The organism is Glutamicibacter uratoxydans, assembly GCF_050753455.1.
GTDB lineage: Bacteria > Actinomycetota > Actinomycetes > Actinomycetales > Micrococcaceae > Glutamicibacter > Glutamicibacter uratoxydans_A.
In genome coordinates this window covers 3,311,007-3,326,301 of sequence record NZ_CP192736.1, presented here as the reverse complement: position 1 = coordinate 3,326,301, position 15,295 = coordinate 3,311,007, and the positions used below count along the sequence as shown (strand labels likewise).

Here is a 15,295-nt window from a genome sequence, read left to right as displayed (position 1 = left end):
GGCCTTCCATGTGATCAGAACAGAGCTTCAACAACGGGGTCAGTATCTGGCTGGTTATTCTCGGCATGTGTAGCTTCGTGCTCTGCCTGTGCCGGATCATCCATCGGTTCGAAGGGTACCTCGGAGAGATGCGAGGCCTTGGAATCCTGGCAGCTGACCAAAGCCACGCCACCCACGTAATCTTCGAGGGTGCGCAGCAGTTTCATCGGGGTAGCCAGAATCATGTGGAAGCCGAACTCTGCAAAGATGTCCATCGCGGTCTTGGTGAAGTTGGTGTCCGCCTTGTCAAAGGCCTCATCCATGACGATTGAGGCGTAGCTGGGCAGCTTGGCGTCCCCGGCCAACTGGTAACGCAGGGCAGCGGCCAGGCAGAACACTACTAGTTTCTGTTTCTGCCCACCGGAACGTCCTGCCCCCGAATCGTAGACATCCATAACATGGTGCTCGGCGTCCACTTCGATCGCGGTGAAGCGCACATGGTTGCGTACGTCCAACACCTGTTGACGCCAAGAACGGTGAGCCGATTCGGAGGAACCGAGCTGGGTCATCATCTGAGCCAACACCGCAAAACGTTCCTCGGCTGCGGCACGGTCTTCCTCTACGGCCAATGCCCCAGTGGTGACAGTGTTCAGATCGCGCAGGAACTCGGTGGCCATGGCCGGCCGCGAATCCTCCACCCGGATCTGCAGGTAGTGCCCCGGTGAGTAGAAGCTACGCAATAGCGATGAGTTGATCGGGTCGATCCGTTGCCGGATCTCCCGGACAGCACGCTGGATGAGCTCGCGCAGCTGGGCGATGTTCTGCTGAGTTTGGGTACGCAGCATATCGAAGAACCGGTCTTCGAATTCCGGCAACCGGTCGGCCTGCAAGGACCCCAAAACCTGTAAATATCCGGATCGATCCGCCACCGAATCGGTGAGATCTTGGGCCGACTCAGGCCAGCGGAGCTTGAACCCTGAGATCACCCTGGACATGAGCTGGTGCAGATCTGTCATGGTGGTGCGCAGTGTTTCTTTGCGCCGGGCTAGGGCAGCTTGCGCCTTGCGAGCCTCGGTCTCTACCGATTCGTGGGTGGTAATGCGTTGGGTTTTGACCGCGTCGAATTCGCTGCGCAGTTGCTGTGCGATTTCCGGAGCGACGGCGGGCTGTGGCTGTTCGTCTAGCCGGGTCAGGGCTAAACGCAATGCCTCAAGTTGGGCCGAGGCGGAGATTTCATCATGTTGTGCGCGAAGCCGAATGTCGTTGGCCTCGGCCTCATGCTTCTTGGACTGGTCCAGTTCGTGTTGGGCCGTGCGCAAGTCACCGTCGTCGGCCAGTAAGGTGGCCCGGGCTGCGTGCAGCTCTTGGAGCTGCGCCCTGATGCGTTCGGTGTCATAGCACTCCCACTGGCGGTGGACCATATCCGCGGCCACGAAAGCACGGGTTGCGTGCAGGTCCATGGCTGCTTTGGCCTGCTTCTCAGCGTTGAGTGCGCGTTCGAGTACGGCGGCCGCGTGATTGCGGTCATCTTGCAGCTGTTCCAATTTGGCATCAGTGTCAAAGCCCAACACCCAGTGCCGGCGATCCGTGACCTCGTGACGGTCGTTCTTTTCGAAGGACTGTGGACCGCGTTTGACCTGCCCGGTGAGGGTGACGCCGCGGGGTACCTCCATAAGCTCTTCGACACTGTCCACGCAGCTGTAGTCGAAGCGGTCGGCGAGCCGGGACTGGAGCCAGTCGTGCATGGGGGATCGGCCCACCTCCACCCGGTGTACGAGGGTATGCGCGGCAGTGGCGCGAGTGGGTTTGGGGCTTTGTCGGCCAATACTTTCAAAGCGTAGCGAGGTACCCAGATGCCGGGCATTTACGGCCCGAGAGACCTCCAAAGCATGGACCGCCGGGACCAACATGACGAGGGAAAGGGGCCGCAGTACCCGCTCGATAGCTCCAGTCCACTGCGCGAATTCCTCTTTGACCTGTAACAGTTCGCCGGCAAAGCGTAGCGTGGAGGGGTCTAAACCGGTGTCTTGGCAGATCAGTTGGCGGGCAGCGAGTAGGTCCCGCGGCAGATTCGAGCGGTTTTTGCGCAATGCGGTCAAGTCTCGGTCGATTTCTTGGAGTTCGGACTGAGCCTGGTGGCATCCATTGCTGGCTTGCGCATAGCGTTCGGTCAGGGACTGCTTTTCGGTCTCTGCTTCGGCTAATAATCGAGCGCATTCCCTAGCTAATTCGGCGTATTGCGCGGCATCTTCGGGCATCTGCAGTTGCGCGTCTTTGAGTTTGCGTTGTAGTTCGCTACGGTCAGCGTCGGTGCGGGTCAGGTCCGTCTCGGCGGAGTGCATCTTCGCTTCCAGCACGGACAGCTGGTGCCCGCCACGTTTTTCTACCTGAGCGCGGAAGTTTTCACTGCGTTGCACCGCGGCCTGATGGGCCTCGGTCGCGCGGTTGAGCTCTTGGCGGAGAGTGGTCTGCCGGGCGAGGGCATCATCGATGGCGCTGCGGGTTAATTCGCGGCGCCGAAAATATGTGAAGGCCTCCAGATTCTCAAGGAGCACCTCAACCTGTTGGGCTTCATCGTTGGCTTGGTCGTAGTCGCTACTCTGGGCGCGCAATGGTTGCAGGTGTTCCACTTGCCGGCGGGCGCGGAGTACCGCTTCGTGGGCTGCATTCAACTCGGTAAACTGTTCAACGGCGGCATCGGCCTTGGCGAAGGTTGCCGGTTCGTCAAGCATGAACTTGCGGAAGAGTTCGTCCAAGGAGCCGAGGTTTTTGGCCGACTGAGTTTTGTGTAGCAACAGCGCCGCCCGTTCCCCGGCTAAACCGAGAGTGCGGGCGACTTTGCGAGAAAATCTTGAATGCTCGGTATCCACATTGGCGTCGGGGAAAGCGGCCTTGAGTTCGCGCACTTTCAACCCGTTGGTGGCGTAGGGTTCCAGTTCGGAGAGCTGCAACGTGGCGGGGCTGAGGAGCGAAACTTCTCGGACATCCGCTGGAGCGTTATCCCCGGCTTTCACATGCATCAGCTTGATCAGGGTCCAGCTTTGACCCTTACCGTTGGCGTAACGCAGCAGGATGCCGGACCAGGTAGCTTTGGGACGCAGATACTGGCTGGTGATTTCGCCGGTTTCTCCATCGGCGCTGCGCCGCCAAGCCCCGCGGACGTAGGTGAGGATCGAACGGTCCGCTCCACGGGTGTTGCTGTCCGCGGCGGCGGCATTAAATCTTGTCTTGCCGCGCGGGGTGAGAACCGCGCTGATCGCATCCACAATTGAAGACTTGCCGGATCCGGATACCCCGGTGAGCAAGAACCCCTTGCGGGGAACCCTGATCGTGTGTAATCCGCAGAAGGTGCCCCAGTTAACCACCTCGATATGCGCTAGGCGCCATTGGCCCGGGTATGGTTGGTTGTTCATGCTCCACTACCTTCCTTTCCTGCCTCCGTCGGCGAGGGTTCGGCGGTTCGGGCCAAGCGCTGGTATTCCTCTTCTACGGCTTGGATTTGTTCCGGTGAGAAGATCAGTCGCAGGATCGGGGAAATCTCATAACGTTCACCGGCACCGCCCGAAAGCAGCAGGCTGTGCTTTTCCATCTTTGTCCACGCGGAATTGATGCGCTTCATGAATCCGGCTTCGTCGGTGGATTCATTGGCTTTGTAGCTGCTCAGATGTTCAATGACCTCCTCCTTGCCGATAAACACCCGTTGGGTGCCGGAGCCGCGTAGTAGTTCACGACGCAGGAAGAGCAAGAGCGCGGTATCTATGAAGGTCAGCGCCATGGTGCGGACGACCTGCGGCGCAACACCGTCCTCCACCGGAGCATTCCGGACAAAGGCTACCCCTTGGGCCTCATCCAGCACCAAATCAAGGAAGAGATCCGCAAGTCGGGAACGAATCGCCACAGTGTCGCTGAGTAATACCCGCCAGGCCTCTTTATGGCGTTCGGCCGAAAGATACGGCCCTTTGACCAGATGCACCAGCACTTTGCGGGATGCGGCCGTCAGCTGCCCGGTGTCCTCCGGCCAAAGCTGAGCATCGCGGTTGATGGAGTCCTCCACCCCAGAATCGGTGAAAGTTTGGGTGGATTCACTCATCAGATTTTCTCCTGAAATAGGAAGCGGGGGACGGTAGCCTGACGGGTAATTTCACCGCTGCACCAGCTGACCGGCTCCGGAATGTCTCCGGCCGCGTGAGCGTGGGTTTCGGCGAGAACCAGCAACCCGACCACGGTGGCGATCCCTTGAGTGGCCGGATAGCTTTCCAGTACCTCGGCGATGGTGGACGAACCGCGCTCGTCCAGAACCCGGTTAACGTTGTCGGTTATTTCAGCAAAGTCGATTTCCGAGGCTCGCACGGCTTCGCGCAGAGCGGCGAGATCCGCAACCCCCGATTCGTGAACCAGCAAAGGGATGGCGGTTTGCGAGTCGGTGGGATTATGCAGGGTCATCGCGCTGGGGGAGGCTAGCTGCACCCCGGTCAGCGGCAGAGCCAACTCCAATTTGCTATATGGTTTGAGCGCCGGCGCAGCGGCTAATGCCCGGCCCATGGTGCTGCGCAACTGGTTGTACACAGCCCGGTCCTCGGCCAATTCTTCGGACTGCACAAAACGGCGCAAACTGCGACCCAAGGAAGTCATCACGGTGCTCACTTCTGCACTGGAATCCTGCATCCCGGGCAACAGGTCGCGTAGGGCCACGCGTTGGGTATCGGTGAGTTTCCGGGCGAAAGCGCGGGTGAGCATCTGGTCGATGTCTTCATCCACTGCCAAGGTCTGCTCCGGGTCGAGCAATAGGGCGTGGAAGGCGGAGAAAGAACGCCCGGCATCCGACTCGGCCAGTAAATCCACTCCACGAAAAATATCGTCAAGTACGCTGCCGCGGGAGGCCGGATCCTCGATTAGCTGAGACCGAAGCCCGCGGTTGATCTTCTCCAGTTCGGCGCGCACCCGGGCGAAATCTTCGGGTAACTGTGAAGCGAGGGCGAGGATATCGGTGGCCGAATCCATGGCACGTTGTTCATCGACTTCGGTGAGCTCACCACGTGTCAACGCGTCGATTTGGGCATCGATACGGTCTCGCTCGGCCTGCAGGGCGGCCACTCGACGGGAGACATCCGGGTCGGTTTCCAGATTTAACGCGCGCACCCGCTGGACGATCGTAGCCAAACGAGATTCGGTGACCGAGGTGCGTGGGGCGGCTAAATCTTCAATGAATCGTAGTGCGGTGAGCGCTCCGTTACTCAACTCATAGAGTTCTTCGCGGGCTTGACCCGGACGGCGAACCAAATACCCCTCGGTTAACCAGCTTCTGACATAAGAAATTGCGTTCTGGGGTAGCTCAAATCCGCGGTCACGAAGCTCGTCCAAATCCGCTTCGGTGGCTTCGATGAGTTCCGCGGCGGACACCTGGCGTTGCTGTCGGGAGAACCGGTTGCCCAGTACCGCCAAAGCCACTGGGGCGTTAGCGGCGCGCAGTAGCGACCAGGCTGGGCTTTCGCTCAGTAAGCGGCGTGCCGTCAGGGCGGCATGAACGGCGGACATACGAATCATCGTAGTAGCACGACCGGACAGTTTCTTCTGCTTTCGCTTTAGGCAGGAAATCACGGGACATCGGCGGGGGCTTCGCTGCGATTCCAGCGGCTGATTGTTTGAGATCCATGAGGCGCAGTAGCCTTAAGCTGAGTCAATTTCACCAGTTAGTTGAGGCTAAAGACGTGGCACAGAAGAAGAAAAAGAACCAACGGCAGGGTCATCCAGGTCGACAAGCTACACAGCACGGTACATCCGCGCTTGAGGCTTCCGTGCAACGTTCCTTGGATCAGATCACCCCGCACTATTTGCGTTGGTACGAGAAAACCTACAACGATGATGGCCTGGCGATGCCGTATCTGATGATTCTTGGTCAGATTTTTGTGGTTACCGCTGAAGAGTATGGCGCGCAGTCCCTGACCAACTTTGATCCGCAGGCCTTCGCCGAGATATTCGACGCAATCGTCTTTTCTCAAGCGGAAGACGAAACTTCAGCCGACGATGAGTCGCTGAATATGGTCAAAGACGCGGTGAATAGCTACGTGAACTTCCTGAACGAATCGGATGTGTGGACTGGTCGCGAGGAAGATCTGTATCGTCTAGGGGAACTGGTGGGTCAGGTGCTCGACGGCCAAGAAATTGATCCCGATATGCCTGCCCAGCTCTCCAGCTTGGAAACTCAGGTGGTGGGTGACCTTAACCAGATGAAGGTTGTGCAGCTGGGCCGCGAACTCTTGCGCTGGATTGGGCCGGGGCGTGCCATCGAAGCCGGTGGTGAGCTTGCCGCCGCCGAGGCTAAGGAAGCGATCAGCCTCTTCGAAAACAGCTTGGAGGCACAGGTCAGTTCCGGGGATGATCTGTTAATGCGCCTTTACTTGGCGCTCGCCTTGGCCGAAGCCATTGAGATCGAAGAACACCAGGTCCGGCCCAGTGCCGCCGCACAAGATTTCCTCTCCGAGGACCCCTCAGTGGCTTTCGGCTCGCTGTTCGCCTTCGTGCACGCCTTCCTCGAGGAAACTCTGGCTGAATCTGAAACCGACTCGGTGACTGACCAACAGGTTTCATACCTGGTACGGCAAACTTTGGAGATGGCCGCGGATCAGACCCCGGTGCCCGTGGATCTACCACGGGAGGAAAAGATCCCCGAAGATTACTGGCAGCAGATGCACGCCCAGCTCACCGAGCTGGCACAGCTAGGACTGGTGACCAAGGGAACTCACTATGAGGTGCCGTTGGCCGTTGGGGCATTGCTCAGCCAGTTCGATAGCGGGCTAGAAGGGGATGAGCTTGAGGAAGCGGAGCCGGACTTCCAGGTGCCTACCTCCGGGCCGATGCTGCAGCTGAAGCTCAACCTGAAAGGCGCTAAACCACCGATTTGGCGGCGCGTTCAGGTGCCCGCCGAATTAAGCCTCCGTGCCTTGCACCAAGTCATCCAAGGAGCCTTCGAATGGGCCGACTATCACCTGCACGAGTTCCAGCTCAGTGACGTGCAGGCTCAGGGGCTACCTACGGTTCCTGACCCTTTTGACGAGTACAGTACGTCGCTGGACGAGGAGGCCATCACCATTGGGCGGCTGCTTCGGGCTGAAAAGGACAAGATCAGCTACATGTACGACTTCGGTGATGGGTGGGCGCTGAGTATTGCTGTGGAGAAGCTGCTGGAGAACCCCGAGGACCGGACTCCACGGTGTACCGGCGGTCGGCGGATGGCTCCGGTCGAAGACTCCGGCGGCCTGGGCGGCTGGGAGCATATCCACGAAGCGATGGCCGACCCGAACCACGAGGATCACCAACAGTACCGTGAGTGGCTCTTGTTGGAGGACGGCGAGGAGTTTGACCCGGCCTACTTCGACATTGAGCACGTCAACGAGCTGATCCAGGGGTATCTCTCCCGCTAATCGAAGACTGATACCTCGGATGCGTCGGTTACCCTACTAGGTAGCCGACGCATACTTAGCGTTGCGCGGTTTGAGCGCTTGAGGCTCGCACTACAAGCTTGGGTGCAAATACGAATTGTTCGCGTTGCGCGTTCTGGCCGGCTTGGGCCTGACGTAAGAGCAGGTCAATGGCGGTGCGGCCAATCTCCTCGGCGGGCTGCCGAATCGAGGTAATCGGAACGACCGCGGATTCGGTAAAGGCAATATCGTCATAGCCCACCAGCGCTACATCCTCCGGGACGCTGAGGGCGCCGTTCATCACCAAGGCCTGCAACACTCCCAAGGCCAGCAAGTCATTCGCGGCAAAGATAGCGTCCGGGCGCTCGCCGGGCGGAAGTAGCGCCAGCTTCGTCCCGATCCGACGGCCCTCTAGAACACTCAGTGCTTTGGTTTCGTAGACCTCCAATACCGCATCGGAAGTTGCCGCGATTATTGCTTGTGCGCCGCTGAGGCGGTGGGCAACCTGTTCGGTTTCCAAGGGTCCGCCAACGAATGCGATGCGGCGTCGGCCAATCTCCACCAGATGCTGCGCGGCCAGTCGGCCACCTTCCACGTCATCCACGGAGACCGAGGAGAAGGAGCGGTCCTCGGAGCTGCGGTCCACCAGAACTACCGGGGTGCCGGATTCTTGGATTTTTCTTAACCTACTGAGGTCGGTGTCCACCGGGGTGATCAGCACTCCGGCCACACGCTGCTCATCAAAAAGTTCCAGTAGCTGGGTTTCGGTGCTCTTGGCATCTTCGCTGGCACCCATCAACACGCTGTATCCGTTTTTCAGGGCGCGCTCCTGTGCCCCGTGCGTGACATCCATAAAGAAAGGGTTGCGGGCATCTAACACCACCAGCCCCACGCTGTGGCTGCGTCCGGCGCGAAGTTGCCGTGCCGCATCATTGCGCACGAACCCGAGGCGTTCAATGACTTCACTGACCTTGGCAACGGTAGCGGGAGCCACCAACTGTGGGCGGTTGAGCACATTCGAGACGGTGCCTACCGAGACCCCGGCCTCCCGGGCCACGTCGCGCACGCTGATCGCCATGGCCCTCCCGCCGGTCAACACTCTTTTTGCTGTGTAGCTCTTGTGAGTATATCTTGCGGGCGCAGGCATTAACCAGAACAAAAATTGAAAGGATTCAACAGTTCACGTATCTGCCTGATCTGTGATGCTTGTCAATTCTGTAAAGGGTGGTTTATGCTCAGGGGAGCTTATTAATTGAAACGATTCATTTTCAGCGTTCAGTTACACCAAACGCACTTCAAAGAAGAAGGAGGGAACCCGTTATGACCAGAGTCTGTTTCCAGCTACAAGTCAAACCCGAGCGCATCGCCGAGTACCAAGAACGCCACGCGGCCGTCTGGCCCGAAATGCTTCAGGCGATCGCCGATGCCGGACGCCGTAATTACTCGCTATTTATGCGCGCGGACGGGCTACTCATCGGCTACTACGAAACCGATGACGATGCTGCCGCGCAGCAGGCACTGGATAACGATCCACGTACCGCCCGCTGGGAAGCGGAAATGTCCGAATATTTCATCTCCCTTGAAGGACGCGCCGATCAGTCGGCACTGCGTCTGAAGGAAGTATTCAACCTCGAAGACCAGCTCGCCCGGCATTAGTCGGTAGCGATCCTCTCCTGCACTGCAACCCCAACTGATTGGAGTGATCATGGGCGCCAAACTGACCCCAGAGATCCTAACCGTCTTAGAACGTCAGGCCATCGAAGTCCCTTCCTGGGCTTACGGCAACTCCGGTACCCGTTTCAAGGTATTCGGTACCCCCGGCACCCCACGCGACCCGTGGGAAAAAATCGCCGACGCCGCTCAGGTGCACAAGCTAACCGGTCTAGCTCCCAAGGTTGCCCTGCACTACCCCTGGGATAAGGTTGAGGACTACACCAAGCTGCGCCAGTACGCGAACGATCTGGGCGTCGAGCTGGGCACCATCAACTCCAACACCTTCCAGGCCGATGAATACAAGTTCGGATCACTGACCCACGAGGATCCAGCCATCCGCCGCCAGGCTGTGGAACACCACTTCGAGTGCATCGAGGTCATGGACGCCACCGGGAGCCAGGATCTGAAGATCTGGCTGGCTGATGGCTCGAACTACCCGGGACAGGCCGATATGCGCGGTCGACAGGACCGACTGGCCGAGTCGCTAGAGCAGATTTACGCTCGCCTCTCGGGGGACCAGCGCATGGTACTGGAATATAAGTTCTTCGAACCTGCTTTCTACCACACCGATGTGCCGGACTGGGGCACCGCTTATGCGCAGGTTGCTGCTCTGGGCGAGCGCGCGATGGTCTGCCTGGACACTGGGCACCACGCTCCGGGAACCAACATCGAATTCATCGTGATGCAGCTGCAGCGTCTAGGCAAGCTTGGATCTTTCGACTTCAACTCGCGCTTCTACGCCGATGATGACCTGATCGTCGGTTCGGCCGATCCGTTCCAGCTCTTCCGCATCATGTTCGAGGTGCTGCGCGGTGGCGGTCTGGACGCGGACACCCCGATCGCATTCATGCTCGACCAGTGCCACAACGTGGAAGACAAGGTGCTTGGTCAGATCCGCAGCGTGTTGAACGTTCAGGAAATGACCGCTCGGGCCTTGCTGGTGGACCGCGAGGCGCTGCGCGTGGCTCAGCAGTCCGGCGACGTACTCGGTGCGCAGGAAGTGTTCATGAACGCCTTCTACACCGATGTGCGCGAAGAGCTGGCCGCTTGGCGCGAGACTCGCTCGCTGCCAGCGGACCCAATGGCTGCTTACCGTGAGTCCGGCTACGCCGAAAAGATCGCCGCCGAGCGCGTGGGTGGCGTACAGGCTGGTTGGGGTGCCTAGAATGAGTGTGAATGCTATGAAGCCTGCCAAAACCCGCCGCCCAATGAGCGCGTGGAAGGCCACTATCGCGGTGGCGATGAGTAACTACATCGAAGCCGGTGCGATTATCGCGCTGGCTACCAGCTTGAGCCTGTGGCAGGGTGCCTTTGGCTTTGACGATGGCATGGTGGGCATCATCGCCGCACTGTCGGCCAACGCCTTCGGTGCCGCGATCGGTGCGATGATCGGTGGTCCACTGTGTGACCGTCTGGGCCGTAAGTTCATCTACACCTATGACCTGATTGTCTTTATGGTCGGTGCCCTGATGATCACCTTCTGCACCAACCTTGCCTTGCTGCTGATCGGTGTCATCCTGATGGGTATTGCCGTGGGTGCTGGTGTTCCGGCCTCGTGGACTTACATTGCCGAAGAGGCGCCAAGTGAGCAGCGTGCCGCCCACGTGGGCACCGCGCAGCTGGCCTGGTCCATTGGTCCAGCCATCGGTTTCGCGTTGGCTATTTTGGTGGGCCCACTGGGCGTGACCGGTAGCCGCATTATCTTCTTCCACCTCTTCGTCATCGCTGCGATTACCTGGTGGGTGCGCCGGGGTCTGCCAGAATCCACCAAGTGGAAGGAACAGCGCGCCGAGGAAATCCGTACCGGTGCCAAGGTGTCCTTCTTCTCCGGTGTAGCCGGTCTGCTCTCCGAGCGGAAGAATTGGGGCGCCCTAGCCTTCCTGCTGGGCGTTTACGGCCTGTGGAACACCGTGGCCGGTCAGTCCGGAATCTTCCAGCCGCGCGTCTACGAAGCTGCAGGTCTGGAAAGTGCTACCCAGCAGAACTTGCTGCAGGTGCTGGTCTGGACCCTAACCGCTGCTGCAACCTACTTCGGCTTCATGCGCTACGGTGATCGCGTTTCGCGTCGCTGGCTCTACTTCGGTGGCGCACTGCTCGGTGTCGTGGCCTGGGTTGTGCTGATCTTCGCCCCTCCAGGGATGTTCTCGCTGTTCACCTTCGCCATCTGCTGGGGCATCTCCGCAGGTCTGGGTGCGCAGGCCTTCTACGGTCTGTGGACCGCCGAGCTGTTTGCAACCAAGTACCGTGCCAGCGCGCAGGGCATGCTGTTTATGCTCGCCCGTGTGATGGTCGGCTTGCTCTCGCTGGTCTTCCCAGTCCTGCTCAGCTCCATCGGGCTGACCAAGCTGGGTCTGATCATCCTGGGTCTGCTCGTTGCGGCCCTTCTGATCGGCACCATCTGGGCCCCGGAGACTCGCGGTAAGAGCCTGGAAGAAATTGAAGCTGAACGCTACGGAACCAAAGAAAACGCATAGGGAAGAACATGTCTGAAACCATCAGCAAAACCGTTGCCCAGGAACTCATCGAACGATCCAATCGCTTGGGCTCCGACAAGAAGAACACCAACTTCGCCGGCGGCAACACCTCGGCTAAGGGACTGAGCACCGATCCGGTGACCGGTGAGCAAATCGAATTGCTCTGGGTCAAGGGATCCGGCGGAGACTTAGGCACGCTGACCGAAAAGGGCCTGTCCACCCTGCGCCTGGACCGCATGCGTTCGCTAGTCAACGTCTACCCGGGCATCGAACGCGAAGACGAAATGGTTGCCGCTTTCGACTACTGCCTGCACGGCAAGGGTGGGGCTGCCCCGTCCATTGACACCGCCATGCACGGCTTGGTGAATGCTCCACACGTTGATCACCTGCACCCAGATTCCGGTATCGCCATCGCCACCGCGAAGGACGGCGAGGAACTGACCGGCAAAATCTTCGGTGACAAGGTGGTATGGGTTCCTTGGCGCCGTCCCGGCTTCCAGCTGGGTCTAGACATCTCCGCCATCAAGGAAGCTAACCCACAAGCCGTGGGCTGCATCCTCGGTGGTCACGGCATCACCGCTTGGGGCGAAACCTCGGAGGAATCGGAAAAGAACTCGCTGTGGATCATCGACACCGCCGCGAAGTACATTGAAGAGCACTCGGTCGCCGAGCCTTTCGGTGCCGTTGTGGCCGGTTTCGAGGCCTTGAGCCAGACCGAGCGCCGGGCTCGTGCCGCGGCACTGGCTCCAACCATTCGTGGCCTGGCTTCGCACGATAAGCCAATGGTCGGTCACTTCATTGATGATGAGCGGGTGCTGGACTTCCTCTCGCGCGAGAAGCTTGGCCAGCTGGCTGAGTTGGGTACCAGCTGCCCGGATCACTTCCTGCGCACCAAGGTCAAGCCAATGGTGTTGGACCTGCCAACTACCGCAACCGCGGAAGAGCAGATAGCTCGCCTGAAGGAACTGCACGTCGCCTACCGGGCGGACTACCAGGCCTACTACGATGCGCACAAGGATGAGAACTCCCCAGCCATCCGTGGTGCGGACCCATTGATCGTCCTGATTCCGGGCGTTGGCATGTTCTCCTACGGTGCGAACAAGCAGACCGCCCGGGTGGCCGGTGAGTTCTACCTGAACGCTATCAACGTGATGCGCGGTGCCGAAGGCCTATCGACCTACACCCCAATTTCTGACGCGGAGAAGTTCCGTATCGAGTACTGGGCGTTGGAAGAAGCCAAGCTGCAGCGCATGCCAAAGCCAAAGAGCCATGCCGGACGCATCGCACTGGTGACCGGTGCCGCCTCCGGTATTGGTAAGGCGATCGCCACCCGTCTGGCCGCCGAAGGCGCCTGCGTGGTCGTGGCCGACCTGGACCTAGCTAAGGCACAGGCTGCCGCCGCCGAACTGGGTAATGCCGATGTGGCTATCGGAGTGGCCGCCAATGTGGCCGATGCCGACGCGGTACAGTCCGCCATCGACGAGGCCGTGCTGGCCTTCGGCGGTCTGGACCTCGTGGTGAACAACGCCGGCCTCTCGCTGTCCAAGCCATTGCTGGAAACCACCGAAGCGGACTGGAACCTGCAGCATGACGTGATGGCTAAGGGCTCCTTCCTGGTCTCCAAGGCCGCCGCTAAGGCGCTGATCGAGCAGCAGATGGGCGGAGATATCATCTACATCTCTTCCAAGAACTCGGTCTTCGCTGGTCCGAACAACATCGCTTACTCGGCTACCAAGGCCGACCAGGCGCACCAAGTGCGCTTGCTGGCTGTGGAACTGGGCGAGCACGGGGTGCGCGTGAACGGTATCAACCCTGACGGCGTGGTGCGCGGTTCGGGTATCTTCGCCGGTGGTTGGGGCGCACAGCGTGCCGCCACCTACGGTGTGGATGAAGAGGATCTCGGCCAGTTCTATGCGAACCGCACCATCCTCAAGCGTGAAGTGGTTCCAGAGAACGTGGCCGACGCGGTGTACGTGTTGACCGGTCCAGAGCTGACCCGCACCACGGGCCTTCACATCCCGGTTGACTCCGGCGTTGCGGCGGCGTTCCTGCGATGAGCAAGGCAGGTTCCGGCGCCCCGGTCGCAGCAATCGACTTGGGCGCCACCAGCGGGCGCGTCATGATTGGTGAAATGGCCCAAGGCAAACTCGAATTGCGCTTGGTGCACCGTTTCGCCAATGGCGCCCACCCGCTGCAGACATTTGAGGCATCCGCCAGTTCCGAGGCATTAGCCTGGGATCTGGATCAGTTGTGGACAGAGATTCGTCACGGACTGCGGTTGGCCTTCGCGCAGTGCCCACAGATCGCCTCCATTGGGGTGGATTCGTGGGCGGTAGACTATGCGCTGTTGCAGAACGATCAGCGATTGGGTCAGGTGCGGCATTACCGCGATCCACGCAATGAGCGTGCGGTTGCGGCACTGGAGGAGAAGTTCGGTCGGGAAGAGCTCTATACCCGCCATGGCTTGCAATACCTGCCTTTCAACACCATCTACCAGCTACAAGCGGAGCTGGCCGACAGTCGTTTGTCGCAGTCCGACACGCTGCTGCTAGTTCCGGACTACATCAACTGGTTGTTGACCGGTCAGGCGCGTAGCGAATGGACGAACGTGTCCACCACCGGCATGTTGGATCAAACCACGGGGACCTGGAATGCCGAACTGGTGGAGTACTTCCAACTGGATGGCAAGCTTCCACCACTGATTCAGCCCGGCGAGCAAGTGGGCACCCTGCGTGCCGAACTGGCCGCGGAGCTTGGCGCCTCATCGGAAGTACAGGTGATCGCGGTGGCTTCGCATGACACCGCTAGTGCGGTGGCCGCAGCACCATTGAGCTCATCACGTAGTGCCTACGTGTCCTGTGGTACCTGGGGTCTGGTGGGGGTGGAGCTGTCCACTCCGGTGCTGACCGAGGAGGCCCGGATCACCGGTTTCACCAACGAGCTGGGGATCGATTCCACGGTGCGGTTCTTGAAGAATGTCACCGGGACATGGTTGCTCAGCGAGTCGATCAATTACTGGAACGCCCAGGAGCCGGGTAATGAAGTGTCCCTGGCTGAACTGTTAGCCGAGGCCGAGCAATTACCGGAGCCGAAGGTGCTGATCGACCCGCAGGATGAACGCTATTTGTCGCCGGGTGATCTTCCGGTGCGAGTTAGCGAGGCGGTCGTCGCTGCCGGCGGAACCGCCCCAGCCAGTAAAGCCGAGGTAGTCCGGGTGGCCATCGAGTCGTTGGCTGAAAGTTTTGCGCAACAGAGCTTCGCCGCGGCGCGCTTTGCTGGCTTCGAGCCAGATTCCATCCACATGGTCGGCGGCGGCTCGCAGGGACAGTTGCTATGCCAGCGCACCGCGGACCGTGCTGGAGTGCCGGTGATCGCCGGACCGGTGGAATGTACCGCGTTGGGCAATGTGTTGGTTCAGCTTCGTGCGGTTGACACTGCCTCTTGGGAAACCGGAAAACTGCGCGAGATGGTGCGCAACTCGATTTCCTTGACGCATTACCAGCCTGAAAAAGTTAATAGTGTGGCCTAGTCACCTTGTGGGCGTCTAGCGCTGATGTCACCGTCTTGATGGTACGGTGATGAAGAGATCCGCCGTCTTTCGTAATCCGAAAGGCGGCGGATTTCCTTAATCTTCTGCATCTCCTGCAACCGGTAGCACCGCGGTTTTGCGGTCACGGGATCCGCTAGCGGTCGTGTAAGACAACGGGTGGA

10 protein-coding genes are annotated in these 15,295 nt (G+C 59.6%); 6 read left to right on the top strand and 4 right to left on the bottom strand.

Annotated features, from left to right (window positions below; translation table 11 throughout):
- Positions 1-14 precede the first annotated feature (14 nt).
- The 3 genes from ACQQZ8_RS15165 to ACQQZ8_RS15155 are packed head-to-tail and all read right to left on the bottom strand — an operon-like array spanning position 15 to position 5,514.
- Positions 15-3,392 (bottom strand): ATP-binding protein, encoded by a 3,378-nt coding sequence (locus ACQQZ8_RS15165; protein ID WP_431710633.1) that lies wholly within the window; start codon positions 3,390-3,392, stop codon positions 15-17.
- Positions 3,389-4,069, bottom strand: a complete 681-nt coding sequence (locus ACQQZ8_RS15160) for a DUF4194 domain-containing protein (protein WP_431710632.1) — start codon at positions 4,067-4,069, stop codon at positions 3,389-3,391. The genes ACQQZ8_RS15165 and ACQQZ8_RS15160 overlap by 4 nt, the downstream gene beginning before the upstream one ends.
- On the bottom strand, positions 4,069-5,514 hold the full coding sequence (locus tag ACQQZ8_RS15155) for a DUF3375 domain-containing protein (protein ID WP_431710631.1): 1,446 nt from the start codon (positions 5,512-5,514) through the stop codon (positions 4,069-4,071). Before ACQQZ8_RS15155 ends, ACQQZ8_RS15160 begins: the two co-directional genes overlap by 1 nt.
- A 173-nt stretch (positions 5,515-5,687) precedes the next feature.
- Here ACQQZ8_RS15155 and ACQQZ8_RS15150 point away from each other — a divergent pair, with 173 nt between their 5' ends.
- A complete protein-coding gene (locus ACQQZ8_RS15150; RefSeq protein ID WP_431710630.1) occupies positions 5,688-7,400 on the top strand; it encodes a plasmid pRiA4b ORF-3 family protein in 1,713 nt (570 codons plus the stop codon).
- Between the two features lie 55 nt (positions 7,401-7,455).
- On the opposite strand, the gene ACQQZ8_RS15145 is transcribed toward ACQQZ8_RS15150, so the two are convergent.
- Positions 7,456-8,475, bottom strand: coding sequence for a LacI family DNA-binding transcriptional regulator (locus tag ACQQZ8_RS15145; protein WP_431710629.1), 1,020 nt, complete (start codon positions 8,473-8,475; stop codon positions 7,456-7,458).
- 242 nt (positions 8,476-8,717) lie between these two features.
- On the opposite strand from ACQQZ8_RS15145, the gene ACQQZ8_RS15140 reads away from it, so the two are divergent.
- From ACQQZ8_RS15140 to ACQQZ8_RS15120, 5 genes are read left to right on the top strand one after another with little or no spacing between them, the layout of a single operon-like run.
- Positions 8,718-9,053 (top strand): L-rhamnose mutarotase, encoded by a 336-nt coding sequence (locus ACQQZ8_RS15140; RefSeq protein ID WP_431710628.1) that lies wholly within the window; start codon positions 8,718-8,720, stop codon positions 9,051-9,053.
- Positions 9,054-9,102: 49 nt separating this feature from the next.
- Positions 9,103-10,275, top strand: coding sequence for an L-rhamnose isomerase (gene rhaI / locus ACQQZ8_RS15135; protein ID WP_431710627.1), 1,173 nt, complete (start codon positions 9,103-9,105; stop codon positions 10,273-10,275).
- Position 10,276: 1 nt separating this feature from the next.
- Complete coding sequence (locus ACQQZ8_RS15130) at positions 10,277-11,584, top strand: MFS transporter (protein WP_431710626.1); 1,308 nt, start codon at positions 10,277-10,279, stop codon at positions 11,582-11,584.
- A gap of 8 nt (positions 11,585-11,592) precedes the next feature.
- The gene (locus ACQQZ8_RS15125; protein ID WP_431710625.1) at positions 11,593-13,641 is read left to right on the top strand and encodes a bifunctional aldolase/short-chain dehydrogenase; all 2,049 of its coding nucleotides are present in this window, start codon (positions 11,593-11,595) and stop codon (positions 13,639-13,641) included.
- The gene (locus ACQQZ8_RS15120; RefSeq protein WP_431710624.1) at positions 13,638-15,113 is read left to right on the top strand and encodes a rhamnulokinase; all 1,476 of its coding nucleotides are present in this window, start codon (positions 13,638-13,640) and stop codon (positions 15,111-15,113) included. Before ACQQZ8_RS15125 ends, ACQQZ8_RS15120 begins: the two co-directional genes overlap by 4 nt.
- Positions 15,114-15,295: the final 182 nt, after the last annotated feature.